General features: G+C 61.3%; 20 protein-coding genes. 12 read left to right on the top strand and 8 right to left on the bottom strand.

Annotated elements, in window-relative coordinates; all coding sequences use genetic code 11:
* Positions 1–72 precede the first annotated feature (72 nt).
* The 5 genes from EY713_RS15650 to EY713_RS15635 all read left to right on the top strand — a co-directional run bounded on the left by EY713_RS15650 (position 73) and on the right by EY713_RS15635 (position 4,388).
* Positions 73–747, top strand: a complete 675-nt coding sequence (locus EY713_RS15650; RefSeq protein ID WP_131116431.1) for an aldehyde dehydrogenase family protein — start codon at positions 73–75, stop codon at positions 745–747.
* Positions 748–1,189: 442 nt separating this feature from the next.
* Entirely contained in the window at positions 1,190–1,357 is a 168-nt protein-coding gene (locus EY713_RS22800) for a hypothetical protein (protein ID WP_165491152.1), read from the top strand.
* A gap of 28 nt (positions 1,358–1,385) precedes the next feature.
* Positions 1,386–1,655, top strand: a complete 270-nt coding sequence (locus tag EY713_RS15645; protein WP_131116428.1) for a DUF6894 family protein — start codon at positions 1,386–1,388, stop codon at positions 1,653–1,655.
* Positions 1,656–1,690: 35 nt separating this feature from the next.
* Positions 1,691–3,100 (top strand): sugar porter family MFS transporter, encoded by a 1,410-nt coding sequence (locus tag EY713_RS15640; RefSeq protein WP_131116425.1) that lies wholly within the window; start codon positions 1,691–1,693, stop codon positions 3,098–3,100.
* A gap of 115 nt (positions 3,101–3,215) precedes the next feature.
* Positions 3,216–4,388, top strand: a complete 1,173-nt coding sequence (locus tag EY713_RS15635; protein WP_131116422.1) for a cation:proton antiporter — start codon at positions 3,216–3,218, stop codon at positions 4,386–4,388.
* Between the two features lie 77 nt (positions 4,389–4,465).
* On the opposite strand, the gene EY713_RS15630 is transcribed toward EY713_RS15635, so the two are convergent.
* Positions 4,466–5,290 carry a Cof-type HAD-IIB family hydrolase gene (locus EY713_RS15630; protein WP_131116420.1) on the bottom strand — a complete coding sequence of 275 codons (825 nt, stop codon included), beginning with the start codon at positions 5,288–5,290 and terminating at the stop codon, positions 4,466–4,468.
* Positions 5,291–5,896: 606 nt separating this feature from the next.
* Here EY713_RS15630 and EY713_RS15625 point away from each other — a divergent pair.
* From EY713_RS15625 to EY713_RS15620, 3 genes are all read left to right on the top strand, one after another.
* Entirely contained in the window at positions 5,897–6,133 is a 237-nt protein-coding gene (locus EY713_RS15625; protein ID WP_131116416.1) for a hypothetical protein, read from the top strand.
* Between the two features lie 87 nt (positions 6,134–6,220).
* Positions 6,221–6,379 carry a hypothetical protein gene (locus tag EY713_RS22795; RefSeq protein WP_165491151.1) on the top strand — a complete coding sequence of 53 codons (159 nt, stop codon included), beginning with the start codon at positions 6,221–6,223 and terminating at the stop codon, positions 6,377–6,379.
* 77 nt (positions 6,380–6,456) lie between these two features.
* Positions 6,457–8,625, top strand: a complete 2,169-nt coding sequence (locus EY713_RS15620) for an amylo-alpha-1,6-glucosidase (protein ID WP_131116413.1) — start codon at positions 6,457–6,459, stop codon at positions 8,623–8,625.
* A gap of 51 nt (positions 8,626–8,676) precedes the next feature.
* Here the strand turns inward: EY713_RS15620 and EY713_RS15615 are convergent, their stop codons facing one another.
* The 4 genes from EY713_RS15615 to EY713_RS15600 all read right to left on the bottom strand — a co-directional run bounded on the left by EY713_RS15615 (position 8,677) and on the right by EY713_RS15600 (position 13,141).
* On the bottom strand, positions 8,677–10,254 hold the full coding sequence (locus tag EY713_RS15615) for an ATP-binding protein (protein WP_131116410.1): 1,578 nt from the start codon (positions 10,252–10,254) through the stop codon (positions 8,677–8,679).
* A 42-nt stretch (positions 10,255–10,296) separates the two neighbouring features.
* Positions 10,297–11,055 (bottom strand): PRC-barrel domain-containing protein, encoded by a 759-nt coding sequence (locus EY713_RS15610; RefSeq protein WP_131116407.1) that lies wholly within the window; start codon positions 11,053–11,055, stop codon positions 10,297–10,299.
* Between the two features lie 1,146 nt (positions 11,056–12,201).
* Positions 12,202–12,564, bottom strand: a complete 363-nt coding sequence (locus EY713_RS22990; RefSeq protein ID WP_210215278.1) for an MBL fold metallo-hydrolase — start codon at positions 12,562–12,564, stop codon at positions 12,202–12,204.
* Between the two features lie 28 nt (positions 12,565–12,592).
* On the bottom strand, positions 12,593–13,141 hold the full coding sequence (locus EY713_RS15600) for an alpha/beta fold hydrolase (protein ID WP_245573022.1): 549 nt from the start codon (positions 13,139–13,141) through the stop codon (positions 12,593–12,595).
* Positions 13,142–13,245: 104 nt separating this feature from the next.
* On the opposite strand from EY713_RS15600, the gene EY713_RS15595 reads away from it, so the two are divergent.
* Entirely contained in the window at positions 13,246–13,542 is a 297-nt protein-coding gene (locus tag EY713_RS15595) for a hypothetical protein (RefSeq protein WP_131116404.1), read from the top strand.
* A 165-nt stretch (positions 13,543–13,707) separates the two neighbouring features.
* Here EY713_RS15595 and copM read toward each other — a convergent pair whose 3' ends face one another.
* Entirely contained in the window at positions 13,708–14,061 is a 354-nt protein-coding gene (copM, locus tag EY713_RS15590; protein WP_131116401.1) for a CopM family metallochaperone, read from the bottom strand.
* A gap of 93 nt (positions 14,062–14,154) precedes the next feature.
* Entirely contained in the window at positions 14,155–16,539 is a 2,385-nt protein-coding gene (locus EY713_RS15585; RefSeq protein ID WP_131116398.1) for a heavy metal translocating P-type ATPase, read from the bottom strand.
* A 72-nt stretch (positions 16,540–16,611) separates the two neighbouring features.
* Between EY713_RS15585 and cueR the strand changes: the two genes are divergently transcribed.
* Together cueR and EY713_RS15575 are read left to right on the top strand one after the other, a co-directional pair.
* Entirely contained in the window at positions 16,612–17,028 is a 417-nt protein-coding gene (gene cueR, locus EY713_RS15580) for a Cu(I)-responsive transcriptional regulator (RefSeq protein WP_131116394.1), read from the top strand.
* Positions 17,029–17,433: 405 nt separating this feature from the next.
* Positions 17,434–18,614 (top strand): IS3 family transposase gene (locus EY713_RS15575; RefSeq protein WP_131113674.1). Its coding sequence is split into 2 segments (ribosomal slippage): positions 17,434–17,695 and positions 17,695–18,614, totalling 1,182 coding nucleotides; the frame shifts between segments, so codons are not numbered across the junction.
* Here the strand turns inward: EY713_RS15575 and EY713_RS15570 are convergent.
* A complete protein-coding gene (locus EY713_RS15570; protein ID WP_131116391.1) occupies positions 18,611–19,801 on the bottom strand; it encodes an ATP-dependent nuclease in 1,191 nt (396 codons plus the stop codon). The two genes, EY713_RS15575 and EY713_RS15570, sit on opposite strands and share 4 nt — an antisense overlap.
* Positions 19,802–20,080: 279 nt before the next feature.
* Here EY713_RS15570 and EY713_RS15565 point away from each other — a divergent pair, with 279 nt between their 5' ends.
* Entirely contained in the window at positions 20,081–20,314 is a 234-nt protein-coding gene (locus tag EY713_RS15565) for a hypothetical protein (protein WP_131116387.1), read from the top strand.
* Positions 20,315–20,386: the final 72 nt, after the last annotated feature.

Raw genomic sequence — 20,386 nt, 5'->3', positions numbered from 1 at the left:
ATCGCCGGACCGTATGTTGGATCCAGGCAGGCGCTCGCAATTCCACCCGCGCCCTCTGCTCCTTGAGGTGCCATGACTTTCCTGGTGACGCAGTCCGAACGGCCAGCCGGAGACTTTGCCGGCGTGTTGACGTCCGCCGAGACCTGTCTCGAGTCGTGGCGGTCAAGGGGCGTTTCAAACAGAGGGCGCGTGGCCGCGGCAGCTGCCGGTGCCCTGTATCGCCGCAAGCACGCGCATGTGCGTTTGTTGTCGATCGAGAAGAGCCAGCGTATCGAACAATCGGATGCGGAAGTCGATCTCAGCGTCGACATCATGGACTACTACGCCAAATGTGCACTTGGTCTTTGCGCACGGAGCCACCTTGCGCCACTCTCTCGCGAGAAGGGGAGCGGTCGTGAAGCCCGAGTTGTCATTCACGTGCAGCCGTCCCGCTTTCCCTATTTTAGCCTCGCGGGTTTCGTCGCCCTCAATCTGACAATTGGCAATGTTGTCGTCCTGACCCATGCACAAAAGTTTCCACGCTGCGCGGTGGCCTTGGAACATCTATGGCTCAGGGCGGGGGCGCCAGTCGGCGTTTTTACGAACGTAGCCGCCGCCAATTGTCAAGCGCTCACCTCAAGTGACGAGGTGCCGGATTATCGATCTGCACCGATCTGTGGCCACGGCGCCGCGTTCCCGCAGCTGATTATGACCCCGGAGGCCTGCAATCGCCCGCCGGCGCTTGGCCTATTTCGCCAAACCGGGTGAGGATAGCCGTCGTAAACGTCAATCAAATAATTTCTGACTCTGACGCCTTGGATCAAGGCCCCACAGGCTCGAAACGGTGCTTGCAGGAGAAGCTTTGCCCCTTCGGTGAGGCGCCACAAACCCCTGGTGATCGAGATGAAGAGCCTCTCAAGACTTTTTGGACCTGATTTCGGGCCCTTCCTCTATGCTTCAGTCGGCGACGAAGGAAACGGCATGATGCTCAGTGTCCTGTCGACGCTGGCGAGACGTGACTTCGATCCTTGGAAGGAAGCCGCCGAATTGGCAACGCTGCCGGCCGATGCCGCCGCGAGGCGACTGGCGTCGTTGATCGCGGGGCCGCCTGGAGGCGGGAGCGGCCGCCAATCGCCTGGTCCTCCTTCTGCCGAGGAGCGTTGCTTCAATAACCCCGCGGAGCGAGACGGTCGCCCACAACGCCCTCGGAATGACGAAGCCCTCGCTCGTCACATGGATCATCGTGATGGGCCTCATCATCGGTGCACAGGCCCTGGCGGCCAGCCAGCAGTCGCCCGCTCAGCCGCAGCAGGCGACCACGTCGGCAACCACCGCAGGCCCGCTGACCACAGGGTCTCCGCCAGGTTCCGGCCATTAAGTATCGGTCGGCTTGATCGAGAGCGCCCATGCCCCGCTACCATTTCAATACCTGTAACGGCCATGCGATGATGGACAAGCAAGGCGTCATGCTTTCCGGGCAGCTTGCCGCCCGCGGTCGGGCGATCCAGCTCTTCGACGCCCTCCTGGCATCCGACGCCGCCCGGCTGCAACTCGGAGAGGATTGGCGGATGGAGGTCACGGACGATGACGGCCGCCTTCTGTTCCGGCTCGACTTTACGGTTCTCAAATTTCGACAGCCGAGCGATGTCCTCGAGCTTCAGCGTGCCACGACTTGACCCCCAATCGGACACCTCCGGCCTCGAGACAAACCTTGCGCCAGAAACGTCCAAAGGGGGTCGAGGCGGCAGCTGATAGTGCCAAATCGGAAGTGAACGGATTCGTATACTTTGCGGTTGCGGTGGCGGCTCTCGGCGGTCTGCTGTTTGGCTATGATACGGGCGTGATTTCCGGTGCTATCCTGTTCATAAAAATCCAGTTTTCCCTGTCGTCTAGTATGGAGGAAGTGGTCGTCAGTTCCGTCCTCGTGGGCGCCGTTGCCGGTGCCAGCATCGGAGGCGCTTTCACGGGCGGTTTCGGGCGCCGCACGATGATCATCCTGGCCGGCATGATCTTTACGATAAGCGCTCTCGGCACCGCTCTGGCGCCAACGATCGAATGGCTGATCGCGGCCCGGGTGGTGAGTGGCATCGGCATCGGCATCGCGTCCTTCATCTCCCCGATGTATATCGCCGAACTCGTGCCGGCAAAGGTCCGCGGGTCCTTGGTGGCGGTCAACATGCTGGCGATCACCAGCGGCATCGTGGTGGCCTACCTGGTGGATTATGCCTTTTCCGCCGCCAGCGGCGGATGGCGCTTTATGTTCGGACTGGCCGCCATTCCATCCGTTGCTTTGATCATTGGCATGTGGTGGCTGCCCGACAGCCCGCGCTGGTTGATCGGCAAATCGAAGGTCGACCAGGCGAGGCAAATCCTTCAGCGAGCCCGCACCGGATCCGATGTCGAGCCGGAAATCGCCGACATCCAAAAAAGCATGAAAGACCAAGGCATCGGTGGGATGAGGGGGCTCTTCGAGCCGTCACTACGAAAGCCGATGATCGTAGGCCTGGGACTGGCCATCTTTCAACAGATCACCGGCATTAACACGGTCATCTATTATGCCCCAACCATTTTTAAGTTCGCCGGAATTAGCGGTACTGGACCCGCGATCCTGGCCGGAGCGGGACTTACGATGGTGATGTGGATTCTTCACGTCGTGGCGATCTTCCTGATGGACCGGGTTGGTCGCAGGCCGTTGTTGCTCGTGGGAGTGGCCGGCCAGATCGTCGGTCTGGCGATCCTGGGCGCGGCCTTCCAGTTTCAGCAGTTGGCAAATTTCAAGAGCTCCGTCGCCATTGGCGGGCTGGTTATCTACGTGGCGTGTTTCGCCTTCGGGCTTGGGCCTATCTTCTGGCTGCTGATCTCGGAGATTTATCCGCTCAAAGTGCGTGGTGCGGCCATGAGCGCCGTCACGGTCACGAACTGGGCGTTGAACCTCGTGGTGGCGCTGACCTTCCTGACCCTGGTCGGGTTTCTCGGGCATGCGGGAGCCTTCTGGCTCTATGGCGTCGTAGCGATCGCTGCCTGGGTGTTCTTCTATTTTCTGGTGCCCGAAACCAAGGGCAAGACCCTCGAACAGATCGAGGCGCATTGGCGCACCGGCAGGTCTGCACGCGAGGTGTGACAGGCGTGACAGATCAGCAAAACCTGGCTACTAGCCTCTAGAACCCAAGGAGGACCGATAACATCAGTCATCCTGGCCCAAGCGGGTAACGTGCCCGCCGGAGGAAACCTGTCTCTTGGCTGACGGAACCGCCACGACGTTGGGGCTGATCCTGCTGACCGCGTCGTTGGTCGCCATGCTCACCCGCCGCCTTAGCATCGGGCTGGTGGCGGCCGGGTACGGCCTCGGCTTTCTGCCTCAGGTTCTGACCATTCCGTTGAGCCGCGACCTCGTGTTCTCGGTTTTCCTGCCCCCGCTCATCTTCGAGGCAGCGCTTCAGCTCAAATGGCGGGCCTTCCGCCGTGAGCTTCCCGCGACGCTGCTCCTAGCCTTCCCGGGCGTGGTGATCGCGACGGGAGCGGTGGCCCTGGGCGTCCACTTTCTCCTGGACTGGAGCTGGATCGGCGCCGCCCTGTTCGGCATCTTGATCGCAGCGACCGACCCCGTCTCGGTCATTGCGGCCTTCAAGGAGATCCAAGTCGAAGAACGCCTCAGCCTTTTGGTCGAATCCGAGAGCCTGCTCAACGACGGTGCCGCGGCGGTCGGGTTCGGAGTCCTGATCGTCGTCGCGGCGGGCGGGTCGAGTTCTGCGCTGATGATCGCAGGCTCGCTAGCCTGGACGATCGTCGGCGGGATTGTCCTCGGCGGGCTGATTGCAGCCCTGCTTCTTCTCGTGGCGTGGCGGACCGACGATCACCTCGTCGAGATCACGCTGACCACGATTGCGGCCTATGGGTCGTTCCTGCTGGCCGAACATTTCGGCATGTCGGGCGTGCTCGCGTCTCTCACGGCCGGACTCCTGGTTGGCAATGTCGGCTGGAGGGGCGCCATCTCGGAACACGGGCGCGACCATGTCCTGTCGTTCTGGCAATATGCGGCCTTCCTGGCGAACTCCGTCATCTTCATCCTGATCGGCGGCCACGAGGCGACTCAGCCGTTCGCCTTTTTTTCGGGAGCCGCGGTGGTGGCGATCATCCTTGTGCTGATCGGGCGGGTGCTCGCGATCTATCCGCTCTGTCTCCTGCTGTTCCCTACGCCCCTCCGCATCGGCCTGCGCTATCAGCACGTGCTCGTCTGGGGCGGTCTTCGCGGAGCGCTAGCCTTGGCGCTGGCCCTGGCGCTCCCGGACAGCATCCCTGAGCGGCAGGAGATCATCGTCGTCGCCTTTGCGGTCGTGGCCTTTTCCATCGTGGTGCAAGGGCTGACCATGCCCTGGCTCATTCGCAGACTCGGACTGCAGCTTAGGTAGCTGGACGATCGCGGGCGAGGTTCCGTCCTCAGTGTTGAGGGCACTAAGGCTTGGCGCTCTGCATCATAGGAAGACGATCAAGCGCCGACCGATTGCAGAATGAAGCGCCGCACGGCCTTGGCAAAGCCTTCATGCTCGGTGCTGACGGTCACCGCATGCGCCTGCGCTTTCACCTCGTCGCTCGCGTTTCCCATGGCGATCGAGAAACCGCTCTTACGGAACATCGGGATGTCGTTCGGCATGTCGCCGATCGTGGCAATCTGCGCGAGCGGGATGTCGTGCAATCGTGACAAGGTGACCGCGACCGCGCCCTTGTTGGCCTGCGGGTGGGTCACGTCGAGATAGAACCGCTGCGAGCGCTCGGCACTCACAGTCGCGCCTAGCGTGTCCTGGGCCGCCGTCTCGCAAGCCGCCACCAGGGCGAGATCGTCGGAAATGCCGACGATCTTCACGACCCGCTGTAGATGCGCGGGCGTGAAGGATGGCACGACCGTGGCCGCGAATCTGACGTTCGAGGTCTCGTGCGTGACGTGCGCCGCCATGGGGTCGCGGATCAACCAAGCGTCGGCCGTGTAAATCCAGACGTCGAGGCCGCGGCCCAGGATCAGTTCGACGGTCCGTTGAGCCGTCGCTGGGTCGAGTTGGTGGCTCTCGATGACGGACAGGTCGGGGTTGAAGATGACGCCGCCGTTGAAGCCCGCGATGGCGTCATCGAGGCCGAGCGGCTCGATCAGCATGCGCATGCCGCGCGGCGGCCGGCCACTGGTGATCGCGAAGACGATGCCGGCCTGTCGCAAGGCGCGAACCGCTGCCACTGCCTGCTCGGTTAAAACCTTGTCACGGGTCAATAACGTCCCGTCGACGTCCGCAAGGAGGAGCCGGATGTCGCTCTTGAGGGTCATGGCTTCTAGTTCTTTCGTGGAAACGCCTCCGCAGCAGGTTGAGCCTTGCGACGGCCCAATAACGGGCCGATTAAAGAACGCAGCATGCAAAGAGCGTCGGATTTTTCGGCTCGCCGTCCTCATCGCATGCGTGTAGCTTCGGTGACGCAGCCCAGTAAACGGCTGAACCGAACCCCTTCATGCATGATCATGATGCGATAAGGACAGAACCGATCGGCGATCCTAGCCTCGGAAACTACCTAGTCCGGCGCTTAAAGAGCTGGCTAGTCAGATCATGACGGATCAGCGCACGGATGTTGTGTCAACCGCCTCGCCGATTTCTCACCTGAAAATCTCCTCTATGCAGATGAGCCGCGTTTAGTCTTTCGTAAATTTAACAAACTGAATTGGACCCGTTACGAGGCTCCCTTGTTCTATCTATTAGGATGGCGGTGAGTTAATGAAAAGTATTTGAAACACCGATACATTCTTTGTTCTCGATTGGTTCTGTCGGTGCGACAGTTGCGACGGTGATTCATACGGCGAGACATTCACCAACGTGCCTGGTTAGTGATTCTGCAAGTAACTTCAACTCGAGCTCCGGCCTAGAACGAACGAAAGGGTTGTATGCCTAGATCCTATTGCCTCCATCCGCTGTTCGTTCTCCCGCTGCTGGTGATCGCGACGGTACCAGCGGCAGCGGCGTTTGAATGCCCGGCCGCCGGCACCAAACCAAGCCTTGCTACCGACGAGATTTCGACGAACGATCCGAGTGTCAGCCGATCCGTGATGACCGCGATCGACCGCTTGCGGGAACAAGGTTTGAAGAGCGGCGAGATCATTGATCATCTCGTCATTGCCTAGTGTTCCAAAATCGGATCGCAGGCCGACACGTCGGACAAGAGCAAAGCCGACGAGGTCAGCCAGTTCGCCTCCAGTCTCGCGAGCTTTGTGTACAGTTCACCCAAATCGACTGAGGAAGACATCCTGATCAGCGTCCCAGTGCCAGCCAAACTCTACGATCAACTTCGACAGGCGGCCATGACCGCAAAGGTCAGCGAAAGCGCTTGGGCGGTCGGCGCCATCAAGGCCCGCCTTGCGGCCCACTAACCAGCAGTTCTGTTGCGCCAAGATCGGAGCGACGATCTTCATCACACATGCGGCGCGACTTCGCCTGAAAGACAATCATGACGCTCGAGATCAAAGTCGGTCCGCCCCAGCTCGCGGTTCATCAGGGCTACACCGTGATGGTCAGCGAACCAGACGGGCAGATCCTCGCCGGAGGCGACAAGGGCCTCTACTTTCTTGACACTCGCCTCATCAGCGGCTGGGCCATGTTTGCCGACGGGGTGCCCTGGACACTGCTTAACGGCGGTGCGCTGTCGGCCTCCGCGGCCCAGATCTATTGCACCAACCCGCCAATCTCAACGGCCGGCGGGACGATCGCGAAAAACACGCTCGGGCTCGTGTTCGGCCGCCATATCGACGGCGGCATGCATGAAGACGTAGATATCATCAACTACGGCTCCAAGCCCATATGCTTCAGCCTGGAACTCTCGATCCGGAGCGACTTTGCCGATCTGTTCGAGGTCAAGGGCAAGAAGGTCACCCGTCGAGGAGAAATCCGCACCGAGTGGTCCGCCGAGACGCAATCGCTGACCACCACCTACCGCCACGACGATTTTTCGCGAGCCCTTAAAGTGACGGCTGTCAACGAGCATACGGCCATGACCTATGCCAACGGCCGCTTGAGCTTCACCATCGATATCCAGCCAGGGGCGTCGTGGCACACCGGCCTGCTCTACGATTTCGCGAATGGCGCTATCTGGAGCATGGCGCCCAAACAGGCGGTGGCCGACTACATGGGGTCGGAAGCCATGAAGGCGCAAAAGATTTGGAAGGACAGCGTGCTGAAGGTCGAGACGGAGAACCAGACCTTTGCCGCGGCCTTCACTCAGGCGATCGACGACATGTCGGCCTTGCGGCTACCTATCGAGGGCACGGATCATATGCAGTTCGTTCCGGCCGCTGGCCTGCCCTGGTTCGTTGCACTGTTCGGCCGCGACAGCCTGATCATCTCGCTGCAGAATGCGATCGTCCACCCCGAATTTGCCCGCGGCGCGCTCTTGGTTCTGGCATACTGGCAAGCGACCGAACGGGACGACTATCGCGACGCCGAACCAGGCAAGATCCATCATGAGCTCCGGCGCGGCGAACTCGCCCACTTCAAGCTCATCCCGCACACACCCTATTACGGCACCGCGGACGCGACCCCGCTGTACCTCATCACGCTGCACACCGCCTGGACCTGCACGGGCGATCGGTCGCTTTTGACACAGCATCTCGAGACGGCGGAACGTTGCCTCGAGTGGATCGATCAATATGGAGATCGCGACGGCGACGGCTTTCAGGAATACGAGACCCGCTCGCCCGTCGGCTATGCCAACCAGGGCTGGAAGGATTCGGGCGATGCCGTCATGAACCTCGACGGCTCGCTGGTTGAAGGCCCGAAGGCCCTCTGCGAGTTGCAGGGGTACGTCTATGATGCTTGGCTGCGCATGGCCCAGATCTACGACGCCCTCGACAAAGGCGACCGGGCCTCGGAGCTCCGTCGAAAGGCAGCTGTGCTGTTCGAGCAGTTCAACGCGGCCTTCTGGAACGAGGCCGAGGGATTTTACGCCTATGCGCTCGACGGCGAGAAGAAGCCGGTCATGTCGATCGCGTCCAACCCCGGACAATGCCTTTGGTCGGGCATCGTGCCGCCCGAACGCGCCCGTCGGGTCACGGACCGTCTCATGAAGCCAGATATGTGGAGTGGCTGGGGCATCCGCACGTTGTCGGCCGACCACACGAGCTTCAACCCTTACAATTATCAGACCGGCGCAGTCTGGCCGCATGATAACGGCTTCATTGCGCAGGGCACGAAGCGCTACGGCTTTCATGACGAGACCTGCCGCATCGCCGAAGCAATCACCCGAGCAGCCGGCTATTTCGCGCTAGACCAGATGCCGGAACTCTATGCCGGCACACAGCGCGACGACTCGAACTTTCCCGTGCAATATATCGGGGCCAACGTCCCGCAAGGCTGGGCGGCCGGATCCATCTTCTCATTGTTGCAGGCCATGCTCGGGTTTCAGCCGGACGCGCCGGCCGAAAAACTGTTCGTTGATCCGGCGCTGCCCGATTGGATGTCGACCCTCACGGTGCGCGACCTCCGCGTCGGCAGCATGAGCTTCGACATCTGTTTCGAGCGCAAGGGCGACTGGACCGAGTTTACGGTCTTGACCGGTCCGAAGGACGCCGTCGTCAGACGCTCGATGACCGATTGGTCCAGACGATTGCGTGATGGGCCGTAATGGCAGCGGCAGTGGGGCCGCCGGTGACGTGGCGGCGGGTCCGGGCCTGGATCAGGCCAGTCTGCTCTCCTCCGTGACTCGCGCGACGCGGATCATGTCCTCGATGAGGCTCGTAAGGGCCTCTGCGGAATAGGGCTTCCGCAGGACTCGAAAATCACCGACCACGTCTTCGTCCCTCGCAAGAACGTTACTGTAGCCGGTCGTCAAGAGCACCGGCAACTCCGGCCATCGGCGATTCAGCTCATGCGCAAGATTGATACCGCTCATGAGGCCGGGCATCTGAACGTCGCTGAAGACAAGGTCAAAAACCTGGTCGTCGGCTTCGATCGCCGCCAAAGCCGCTGCGGCGTTGGTCACGCAGCGGACCTCGTAACCGAGATCTCTCAGGATCTCAGAGGTGATTTCAGCGATCTGACCATGGTGCTCGACCATGAGAAGTCGCCCCTGCTCATGTATGGCTGCTTGAATTCGCTCCGTCGGAACGGCAATCGGCTCCGCTTCAGCACACGGCAGAAAAAGCGTAAACGTTGTGCCCCGTCCGAGTTCGCTCTCGACGCGCACCTCGCCGCCCGTCTGCTTAGCGAAACCATGTACCTGTGCAAGCCCCAGCCCGGTACCAGCGCCCGCCTCCTTGGTCGTGTAGAGCGGCTCGAAAATCTGCTCGAGCCTGGCGGACGGGATTCCGGCGCCTGTGTCGGTCACGGCCACCGCGATGACGTCGCGGGACACCGCATCGTGTCCATGCCACGCGGGACCGTCGGTAACCCGCTTGACCGCGATGATGAGATGCCCCTGACCGTTCATCGCATCGCGCCCGTTCACGGCCATGTTGACCAGCGCCGTTTCGAATTGGCTGATGTCACCCTTGATGAAGCAACGCTTCGAGGAGAGTTCGGTGGTGATCTCGATCCGCGACCCGACGATCGTCTGCAGCATGTCGACCGTGCGACGAACCTGATCAGACGTATCGAAGACGGTCGGCTCGACGGTCTGCTTGCGGGCGAAGGCCAGAAGTTGGCCGGTCAGTTTCGCGGCGCGGCCGGCCGTCGTCCCGATCGCGTCGATATAACGGCTCCGATTCGCCTGTGTAAGAGTTTGACGCCGAAGGGCTTCGACGCTGCCCATAATGACGGTCAGGAGATTGTTGAAATCGTGGGCGACGCCGCCGGTGAGCTGTCCAATCGCTTCCATCTTTTGCAGTTGATGCAGCGCTTGCTCGGCAGTCCGCCGCCGGCTCACGTCGACGAGATTGCCGACGAAGTGCCGAAGATCGCCGGTCACGTCGAACACGGGTGAAAGGCAAAGTGCGTTCCAGAACAAGGAGCCGTCGCGCTTCTTATTGAGAATCTCGATCGCGATCGGACGCCGTGCGGCCAAGGCCTCTCGAAGCGTGCGGATCGCTGCAGGGTCAGCCTCGGGGGCTTGAAGGAAGCGGCAATTTCGTCCGATGATCTCATCGTGCGCAAAGCCCGTGAGTTGGGAAAAAGCATGGTTCGCAAACACGACCGGATTGTCGGGACGACGAGGGTCGGTCACAACGGTCGCGACGCCCGACACCGCCGCGAGCGACACGTCGAGACCGGCAAGCGCCTCGATTTCGAACTCACGCAGTTTCTGGTTGCTGAGCATGGAGGCCCAACCGTCCGTGCCGGCTGTCAAAGCGAACCTTTCCTAAAACCCGTAGCCCTGCCAGCCGTAGTGGTTGTGAAGCCTTTTCTCATACACTTGGTCGATCATGGCGGTCGGAACCCACGCCGGGCTTGCCTTGACCGACGCGCGCGTGACGTCGAGCTGGATCGTTCGATCCGACCAGGAGATGCTCTTGACGGCGTAGGGCGAGATCAGGACGTGCTGTCCGAACCACCAGTTCCTGGTATCGACAATGAGGTAGCGAACGTCCCAGCCCGCATCATCGATCAGCATGTTCTCGACATGACCGATTTCTCCGTCGGTCGCCTCGAGGTGGGAACCCGTCACGGCCGTCGTGCTGCGCAGATGCGGATCACCGTCGTCAGACCCATGGCCGTTCGGCATCGGAGTGGCTCCCATCCCTGAATACCCCGACGAGCCAACCAGACCCAAGCCGCCTCCGAAATAGCCGCTGCCGCCCCAGACGGGATCCCATCCGTAGTAGTCGTAGAGCTGGCCCTGCATCTGCAGCGAGACGGGTCGATCCCGACTGATGTCGGGACTACGTTCGATCTGCGCCTTCGACATCCGGATCGGCAATTCCTGCCGGTCGTGATCGACCTCCCCGATGGCTGACGGATGAACCAGGACCTTGCGTTCCGACAGCCAGGTTCCGGTATCGACGACAAGCCACCGAAGCCGCCAGGATTCGTCATCGAACAGAACGTCGCTGACGCTGCCGATACGGCCATCGCTCGCCAGGATGGCGTAGCCCTTCAATGCTGATACGGCCAAAAGCATGGTCTGACCCTCTGCGCTTCGGTGCGAGCTGAATGTTTTGGTGACGGCATTGTGAAGAGTGCCGTTGAATCGGCACGCGACAAAGGCACGCAGTTTCAAAGGGAGAGGCTAGAGCGGCACGCCATTCTTGCCGAGGTTCGGAAACTACTCATGCGGCGGCCCTTTATGTCATCGCCCGTTCGACGAACTCCATGAACGCGCTTTTGTCCGTCATCGTGCAGGACGCAAGATCGAACGCATCTTGGCTGGTAGCGGCTGAGATCGAGGGCCTATGAGCTGGCGCTAATTTGGAAGGCGGAACTTGCGGCGCCATGCATCATCCCCAACAACGACGCTTCCGCCGACGTATTCGACAACATCGAGCGATGCTACAAGCCAACCGTCCGCATACGGGTCATCGAGATCGGGCCACGCGAGCCGCGCGACTTTCGTGCAAATCGCGTCGATTCGAACGGCTGCTCTCTGGAACAGGGCCATGACCGCTGAAGGGCGTGTTGGGCGCAAAGCCGAAGGTCCGCTTTAGGGCGACAAGCCAACGGCAGCTGCTGGCGCATCCTGGCCGGGAGCGGAATGTCCGGTATCCAGCCTCGAGTGAGAAAAGCTGCCCTTCGCGCTGGTTGCTGTAAAAAGCAGCTCACGACCGAATCCGATGGCCGGACACGAAGCCGCTCTCGTAAGCTTAATCGATCTAGCCGGACGCAAACGCCGCGACCAATGGCAGCCTGTATGCGTCGGGTCGGTGGCCGTGCCATCTCAATGCGATTGATTGCAATGGCCGGTCACACATCTTTCGGTTCCCAGCTCTACCAAGATGCGGGCTTGCCGCACGACCTCTGCCACATTCGATAGACAACCAAGTCCCATGTAAAAACGCTTTGCTCCACGCCTCACGAGACGTTCCAGTTCGCGAGCGACCCTGCCCGGGTCGTCCTCGAACGGAGGACGAATGGCTCGGCCGGTGAATGCGATGCCGCCGATCAGGATGCCCGATGCGATCAGATCGCCGACTAGTGCATTCTGCGAGGACAGCTCGATCGAGATCGAACCTGGCGTATGGCCGCCGGTATGCAGAACGACCCATCGATGCCGAAGTCGAGGAGGTTTACTGTTTCCCCATCGGTCATCATGATATCGGGTTCAAAGCCATCATAGGCATTGTGCGGCATCGGCGTTTTGAGGAACAGCCTGCCGACTCGGCCAGTCGGGCGGAAGGTCATCGGCCTTCCTGCGGTAGAAATCCGCGTCGTCCCTGTGGGCCAGGATGGGCGCCCCGGATAGGTCGCGTAGGCGTGCGGCGCTGCCCGCATGATCGGTGTGCGCCTGGGTCACGACGATCAGCTTGATATCGCGGTAGGATAGACCGACCCGGGCAAGGGCACGACCGATTTTGCGCTCCGATCCAGGGATGCCTGCATCGACAAGAATGCAGCCAGCGGGGCTTCGAATGAGGTGGGTGCTGATAATGCCGAGTGGCAGGATAAGGATCCGAATGATTTCGGTTTCGAACATCAGAAACTCCTTCGGGTGGGACGGGTGGTTAGCCGACCAACGGGGCGACAAACGTGCGGATCAGGCTCGCGATCTCGTGCGGCGCCTCCAAAGGGGAGAGGTGGCCCACGCCAGCCAAAATATGCAGCGTCGCCTGCGGAATACGCGGCAACAGTTCTTGCTTCAGGATTGAAGTAGGATCGACCAGATCCTCCTCACCCGAGATGACGAGCGTCGGCACGGCGATCGCGGAGACAGTGTGCTTTATGTCCTCCTGGCTTGCTGCAAGCGTCCACGCCGCCTTGGCTGTGGACGCGCCGCGTAGACTGTCAAACACCACCGCCTCGAGATCTTCTGGGGCTAGTGGTTTTGCCGCCAACACCTGCTCGACGGTCGCGATGATGCTCTCCCGACTGGCGTAGGCGCTGACCATACCCTGACAGACGTCGAGCGGCAGGTGCAACGGTGACGGCGACGACGGGGCGACCAGGCTCAGCCCGGCGAGTCCGCAAGAACGACGCGAGGCGACAAGCTGCGCCACTTTACCGCCCATCGAGTGCCCGACAAGATAGTAGTGCTCGAGGCCGAGCGCCTCGATGAGGCCTCGGGCGTCGTTGGCGAGATCCGCCAGCGTTTAACCGGTCTGGGGCGCGTCCGATCGGCCCCAGCCCCGTTGTCGCTTCCGAATACGGCCTGGGGGCCGTGCCGACATTCGAGAATGAAGCTGCGGCACAAGGCGGCTGCACGGGTGACGGTGTCGTATGGGCGGATCACCGCACGGGATTTTATTATCCGAAGTTCGCACCCGAGCACGGGGTTAGCCCGAGCGGCTCGTTCACCTGTTTCAAGAAGGCGAATAAAGCCGACTATTGGGGTTTCGGCACTGCCGATTCGATGGAAAGCCGGCGGGGCCGGGTATTTCCGATCTATCCCGAGCCTGACTGCATCTGGGTGGTCGACAAGCAGGGCAAAGGCCATTGCGGTGCGGCCGGCATGTGACCCGTCTATGATGCCCCGCATTGAAGTCTTCAAAACTGAACCCTTTAGAAACGTCAGGTAGGACTGGCTAAGGTGCTGGTCGACGACGGGCCGGATGGTTCAAAAGAGTAGGTGCGTAATTCAAGAGTTTTGCACCAGCCATAATGGAAGTTATCACTCCGCCTTTCACTTGGCGTTTTTGGCCTGCCAGCTTTTCATCTCGCCGATTTCCATTTCCTGCGCCTTGACAATATTGGTGGCCAATTTTCGCAGCATCGGGTCCTTGCCGTACTGAAGCTCCACCTTTGCCATGTCGATCGCGCCCTGATGGTGGGGCATCATCATCGAAACGAAGTCCTTGTCCGTGTTGCCGGTGGGCTTCACGTCCATGTTCTTCGTCATCGTCTGCATGGACGACATAAAGGCCTTGTCGGACGGGGTGGCGTCGGCCCCCATATCCATCTTCATCGCCTGCTGCGCCATCGCCACGGACGGGGCTGCCGCAAGGGCCAGACCGGCCAGAGTTGTCAAAAACTTCATCGCGCGTTTCTCCTCTGTAGATGCGGCTTCGCCGCCTTGGTTACAGGCCCAAATTGTCCGGGCCTGAATTGAGGGATGTCCTCGTGCCGGGCGCTAAAGCTGCGCAGAGCGAAGGCGCAGCGCGTTGAGGATAACCGACACTGAGCTGAGCGACATGGCGAGCGCGGCGATGATCGGGCTGAGCAGGATGCCGAAGGCGGGGTAGAGAACCCCGGCCGCGACCGGAATGCCGATCACGTTGTAGGCGAAGGCAAACACCAGGTTCTGGCGGACGTTGCGCATCGTCATCTGGCTGAGCGAGCGAGCGCGGGCGATGCCCATCAGGTCGCCTTTCACCAGGGTGATGCCCGCGCTCTGGATCGCGACTTCCGTACCGGTGCCCATGGCGATGCCGACATCGGCCTCCGCGAGGGCGGGCGCGTCGTTCACACCGTCGCCGGCCATGGCGACGATGCGACCCTCGGTTTTTAGCTTTTTGACGATGCGGTGCTTGTCCTCGGGCAACACGTCGCCCTGCACCTCCTTGATGCCGAGCGTCCGCGCGACGGCTTCAGCCGTCCTCGCATTGTCGCCCGTCAGCATGACGATGCGAATGCCCCCCGCGTGCAGCTTTTCGAGCGCGGCGGGCGTGCTGGCCTTGATGGGGTCGGCAATGGCGATGACCGCACCGGGTTTGCCGTCGATGGCCATGAACAGGGCCGTGGCACCCTTGCTGCGCAAATCGTCGGCTTTGCCGTTCAGGTCGGCAAACTGAATGCCGAGACCGTCCATCAGGGCTTTGTTGCCAAGCGCCACGAGTCGATCCCTGACTTTGCCAGTAACGCCCTTACCCGTGACGGAAGCGAAGTCCGTAGGGTCCTCGATCGTGAGGCCGCGCTCGCGCGAAGCGGCCACGATAGCGGCCGCCAGGGGATGCTCGCTCGACCGCTCTAGGCTGGCCGCCATGGTCAGAATGTCTTTCTCCGCGAACCCGCCTGCCGGCAGCACAGCCGTCACCTTCGGCTTGCCCTCGGTCAGGGTTCCGGTCTTGTCCACAACCAGTGTGTCGACCTTTTCCATGCGCTCGAGCGCCTCGGCGGATTTGATCAGGACACCGGCACCGGCCCCTTTGCCGACGCCAACCCCGATGCTCATGGGCGTGGCGAGGCCAAGCGCGCAGGGGCAGGCGATGATGAGAACCGAAACGGCGGCGATCAGAGCGTAGGCGCGTGCCGGCGCCGGGCCCCACACGGCCCAGGCGATGAAGGCCAGCACGGCGATGGCCAGCACGGCGGGGACAAAAAAGCTGGCGACGATATCGGCCATGCGCTGAATGGGGGCGCGACTGCGCTGCGCCTCGGCGACCATCTGGACGATGCGGGCCAGCATAGTATCGGAGCCAATCTTGTCCGCCTGCATGATCAGGGAGCCGGTGCCGTTGACCGTGCCGCCGATCAGCTTTGCGCCTGTTTCCTTCGCGGCCGGCATGGACTCGCCTGTCACCATGGATTCATCGACGGCGCTGTTGCCGTCCGTCACGACGCCATCGACCGGCACGCCGCTTCCCGGCCGGACCCTCAGCAGATCGCCAACATGCACCTGATCGAGCGGGATTTCCTGATCGTCGCTGCCGGCCTTTACCCGCAAGGCGGTTTTCGGTGCGAGATTCAGCAGGGCGCGGATCGCGCCGCCGGTCTGGTCGCGGGCGCGCAGCTCCAGCACCTGGCCGAGCAATACCAGCACGACGATGACGGCGGCCGGCTCGAAGTAGACCGGCACCATGCCGCCCATTTCATGGAAGCCGGCAGGGAAGACGCCAGGCGCGAACGCCGCGACCACGCTATAGAGGTAAGATGCACCCGTTCCGAGCGCGATCAGACTGAACATGTTCAGGCTGCGGTTGATGACCGAAGCCCAGCCGCGCAGGAAAAAGGGCCAGCCCGCCCATAGAACGACGGGTGTCGACAAAGCGAACTGCACCCAGGTCGAGATGTGCGGAGGAACGAGCGTGTTCAGGCCGAGGGCGGGTATGTGGCTGCCCATTTCCAGCACGAACACCGGCAACGTCAGGGTGAGCCCGATCCAGAAGCGGCGCGACATGTCCGCCAGCTCGTGATTGGGCGGCGCGTCGGCCGTGACCGTGACCGGCTCCAGGGTCATGCCGCAAATGGGACAGTTTCCCGGCCCGACCTGCCGGATTTGCGGGTGCATCGGGCAGGTATAGATCGCGCCGGCCGGCACCGGCTCCGCCTGGTGCGGATCCGGCTTCAGGTATTTCGCGGGATCAGCCGTAAACTTGGTGCGGCAGCCGGTCGAGCAGAAGAAATAATCCTTGCCGTCATGCTCCGCCTTGTGGGCTGTCTTGAGCGGGTCGACCATCATCCCGCAAACCGGGTCCTTGACCTGCTGCGCTGAAGAGTCCGCAGGTGTTGGCTTACCGTTATCGCAGCCGCAGCAGCTATGATTCTCGGTGGGGGTGCCGTGAGAATGATCATCCATGGTTTGACCTCTCCCATTGTTGTGCGCCTTCCCATAGTAGTAAGGTCAAGGACAATCGTAAGAGGATGTTTTATGCAAATTGGCCAAGCCGCTAAGGCGTCCGGGGTTACGGCGAAGATGATCCGGCACTACGAGGTGATCGACCTCATTCCGTCCGCCACCCGGCAGGACAGTAATTACCGCAGCTACTCGACGACGGATGTTCACCGGTTGAAATTTATCCGACGCGCCCGCGATCTCGGCTTTCCCCTCAATCGCATTCGCGAACTTCTGACGCTGTGGAGCGACCGCAACCGGTGCAGTTCCGAGGTGAAGGCTATCGCCCAGGCGCACATTGCCGAGCTGGAAACGAAGATCGAGCACATGCGCGACATGGCCGGCGCGCTGCATGGCCTCGCCGATGCCTGCGAAGGAGACGACAGGCCGGAATGTCCCATCATGGATGGCCTTGGCGGCAGTTCATTCCAGGCACGCCTGCGAAATTATTGACCACTCAAAGCGGTCTGGTGCGAAAATCAAGATTTTTGCGCGGTATTGCGGCCTCCAGCTAATCAACAATGTTGCCGTTGCATAAGTCTGGTTCGAATGTCCGGTGTCCTATGGCGAAGGACAAAGCCGTCGAAACTTGGCTACAGCCGCTATCCGCCTATCGGCTGACATAAGCACCGGGCGAATAGCTTCCGATAAGCGACATTCCCGGAGCCGACTAGCTTCTCTCGACCCTTTACGGACGTCGGGAGCGTTCGCCAGCGATCAACACCTCTCACCGAGCAGCGGTGGATGTAAAAACTCTAGAGCGGAAAAATAGGTCTCAACTGCAACCCGGCCGGGTGATCGTCCCCCCTTGAAGTGGTCCATCCCGATGTATGGCTTTCGAGCCTGGAGGATGGATCGATGGGAAGACGACCGAAGCCTGAAGAGATCGTGAGCAAGCTGCGTCAGGTCGACGTGTTGGTCTCACAGGGGAAGACCGTTGCGGACTCGGTTCGCTCGATCGGGGTGACCGAGGTCACCTACTACCGGTGGCGGAAGGAGTTCGGCGGCTTGAAGCTTGACCAGGTCAAGCGCCTGAAGGAGCTGGAGACGGAGAACATGCGGCTTCGCAAGGCGATCGCCGACCTCACGCTCGACAAGCTGATTCTGAAGGAGGCGGCCTCGGGAAACTTCTGAGCCCCGCGCGCCGGCGCGTCTGCATCGAGCATGTGCGACAGCATTTGCCTGTCTCCGAGCGCCGCGTCTGTGCGGCGCTCGGTCAGCACCGCTCGACGCAGCGCAAGGCGCCGCGGGGCTTTGACGACGAAGAGGCGTTGACGGGCGACATCATCGAGCTGGCGCGGCAGTACGGCCGCTACGGCTATCGCAAGATCGCGGCGTTGCTGCGCGATGCCGGGTGGCTGGTAAACGACAAGCGGGTCGAGCGCATCTGGCGATGCGAAGGGCTGAAGGTGCCGGCCAAGCAGCCGAAGAAGGGACGTCTCTGGCTCAACGACGGCTCCTGCATTCGCCTCCGGCCCGAGCACCGCGATCACGTCTGGTCGTACGACTTTGTCGAGGATCGCACGCATGACGGCCGCAAGTTCAGGACCCTCAATGTCGTCGACGAGTTCACCCGGGAGTGCCTGGCCATCCGGGTCGCGCGCAAGCTCAACTCGACCGACGTCATTGACGTTCTGTCCGACCTGTTCATCCTGCGCGGCGTGCCTGGTCACATCCGTTCGGACAACGGCCCCGAGTTCATCGCCCAGGCTGTGCAAGACTGGATCACGGCGGTTGGAGCAAAGACCGCCTATATTGCCCCAGGCAGCCCGTGGGAGAACGGCTACGTCGAGTCGTTCAACGCTCGCTTCCGAGACGAGCTGCTCGACGGAGAGATCTTCTACTCGCTCAAGGAAGCTCAGGTCATCATCGAAAGCTGGAGAAGGCATTACAATACTGTGCGCCCGCACGGATCAATCGGCTACAAGCCCCCGGCGCCGGAGGTCTTCGTGCCCGCCTTCGCCGCATGGCCGGCTGCGAAACCCCGACCATCTCCGCCGGCCATGCTCAGGGTGGCGCCCAGGCCGACCATGAACTAACAATCAACCCGGACCACCCGATGGGGGCCGATCAGGTCCATGCCGCGTACAAAACCAACTTCACTGGCGCCTTCACAGATGATGACAGACGGCGCGAGAAAAGCCTCAGGATACAACCTGATGGTGCCCTGGACGTGCTCATCGACCCCGACCGATGTCGCGTGGTGGCGGCCATCGACGTTCCGCACGACGAACAACTGGTCGCCACCGAGCTCACGGACAGCCACAGGTGAATGGGTGGTTATGAAGGCCTGCAAGGGAGGCTCGGCGTCTTTCGCTCCGATCGAGCCAAGGAGCCGGAGGATGCGGTGCGGCTCGAGGCCGTGCTCAAGCTCATCGATTAGCACCACGGTCGCCTCCCGAGCCGCTTGGCGTTGGAGACCGGCCAGGAGCAGTCGGGTTGAACCGATCCCAAGCGCTCGAAGCGGCACGCCATCAGCGCCGTGGAGCGCGATAGAGCCGCCGTTGAAGGTGACCGAGTGAGTGTCGAGCAACGCCTTCAAACCCTCGCCGACGGTTATCCCCAGGCTCTGGGCCGTGGCCTCGACTATCCGCAGGGTGCCGCCCAGTTGGTTTTCAGCAAGGTCGCCAAACGCCGCGCGTGCGTTACGGGCGGCGTCGGCCAGGGCGGCCGCCATTTCGGGTCGCTCGTCGGACAGACGGTTGAGCACCGAGCCCCGACGCCAGGCGAGGTTATGGTCCGCGAGCGCACCGACCCGGTTCGGCGCGAGCCGAGCACGATCGGCCCAAGTCAGGAAGCGAGATTGGCCGGCGGCTTCAGCGCGATCAGACACCAGGGTCCAGACGGGGTCGAGGTCGCTGCCCACTGTGAGGCGGATACTGAGCACGGTTTCCGCCTGGGCTTCCGGTTCATCCTCGACCACGCCGCTAGAGGCGTTAAAGCTGCGCAGGTAATTTCCGTAGGATTCCATGCTCTTCAGCGTGTCGTCAAGCTCGCCGACCGTGGCGGTGATGACAATTGGATCAGTGACATTTAATTGATAGAAATCAGCGTCTGTGAACGTTAGGGACCGGCGGGCGCCAAGGCAGAGGTCGATGGCGTCCAGGATCGTGGACTTGCCGGAGTCGCCAGGGCCGATCAGACAGTTGATGCCTACCGAAGGTGTCCAGCTGAGTTGCTGGATACAGCGAAAGTTCCTGACATTGATGTGACGAACCCGCGCCATCGGCCACTTCTCCCGCAGAGCGAAGCCAAAAGCTCCACACCGTCTGCACAGCGGGGAGCTTAGCACTATACAATACGGTTGCATGTATTCTGCGAGCGCCAGCGCTTGCGGCGTCAGTTCCGGCCCTCGCGAGCTATTAATGTTCACTTGGTAGGGTGATGACTCTCCGCATCACCGGCGATGCTGTCCGTCGATAACATTCGACACACCTCGCGACCGCTATACTATTGAGAAGGCCTGAGCAACGGCCACGGTCGACTCTAGGCGAGTAATACTCCAATGGCTCAATCGGATGACCGCCACGATTACGACTTGACCTGTTGGTACCTGAACCTGCGCCGCGTTGCTGAGCTCGTTGGCATTGATTTCGACGATAGCAAGCTAGCCACGCTCGCCTCAATCAGCAATTTGCACAATCAGCTTCAAACACTTGCGACCCATGCGTACTTCAAAAGCCGGCTTGCCGCCTGGTTACCGTTGCGAAGCCGCCTTCGCTCGATCAGCTCATCCTGAAAAATGAGCTGCGCCAAGGGGCAGTCTTCACCCACTACTCCAAATACATTTTTAAGGGCCCATCATCGGTTG

This window comes from Lichenihabitans psoromatis (assembly GCF_004323635.1).
Taxonomy (GTDB): Bacteria; Pseudomonadota; Alphaproteobacteria; order Rhizobiales; family Beijerinckiaceae; genus Lichenihabitans; species Lichenihabitans psoromatis.
Note: the sequence above shows the minus strand (reverse complement) of the source record. Positions and strands in the feature narration are given on the sequence as shown.

What these genes read in the sequence shown, in the direction of transcription:
- cueR (WP_131116394.1), top strand. Translation starts at nt 16,612, where the DNA reads ATGCAAATTGGCCAAGCCGCTAAGGCGTCCGGGGTTACGGCGAAGATG.
- EY713_RS15645 (WP_131116428.1), top strand. Translation starts at nt 1,386, where the DNA reads ATGCCCCGCTACCATTTCAATACCTGTAACGGCCATGCGATGATGGAC.
- EY713_RS22800 (WP_165491152.1), top strand. Translation starts at nt 1,190, where the DNA reads ATGACGAAGCCCTCGCTCGTCACATGGATCATCGTGATGGGCCTCATC.
- EY713_RS15570 (WP_131116391.1), bottom strand. Translation starts at nt 19,801, where the DNA reads ATGGCGCGGGTTCGTCACATCAATGTCAGGAACTTTCGCTGTATCCAG.
- EY713_RS15610 (WP_131116407.1), bottom strand. Translation starts at nt 11,055, where the DNA reads ATGCTTTTGGCCGTATCAGCATTGAAGGGCTACGCCATCCTGGCGAGC.
- EY713_RS15630 (WP_131116420.1), bottom strand. Translation starts at nt 5,290, where the DNA reads ATGACCCTCAAGAGCGACATCCGGCTCCTCCTTGCGGACGTCGACGGG.
- EY713_RS15615 (WP_131116410.1), bottom strand. Translation starts at nt 10,254, where the DNA reads ATGCTCAGCAACCAGAAACTGCGTGAGTTCGAAATCGAGGCGCTTGCC.
- EY713_RS15585 (WP_131116398.1), bottom strand. Translation starts at nt 16,539, where the DNA reads ATGGATGATCATTCTCACGGCACCCCCACCGAGAATCATAGCTGCTGC.
- EY713_RS15625 (WP_131116416.1), top strand. Translation starts at nt 5,897, where the DNA reads ATGCCTAGATCCTATTGCCTCCATCCGCTGTTCGTTCTCCCGCTGCTG.
- EY713_RS15620 (WP_131116413.1), top strand. Translation starts at nt 6,457, where the DNA reads ATGACGCTCGAGATCAAAGTCGGTCCGCCCCAGCTCGCGGTTCATCAG.
- EY713_RS15565 (WP_131116387.1), top strand. Translation starts at nt 20,081, where the DNA reads ATGGCTCAATCGGATGACCGCCACGATTACGACTTGACCTGTTGGTAC.
- copM (WP_131116401.1), bottom strand. Translation starts at nt 14,061, where the DNA reads ATGAAGTTTTTGACAACTCTGGCCGGTCTGGCCCTTGCGGCAGCCCCG.
- EY713_RS15650 (WP_131116431.1), top strand. Translation starts at nt 73, where the DNA reads ATGACTTTCCTGGTGACGCAGTCCGAACGGCCAGCCGGAGACTTTGCC.
- EY713_RS22990 (WP_210215278.1), bottom strand. Translation starts at nt 12,564, where the DNA reads ATGTTCGAAACCGAAATCATTCGGATCCTTATCCTGCCACTCGGCATT.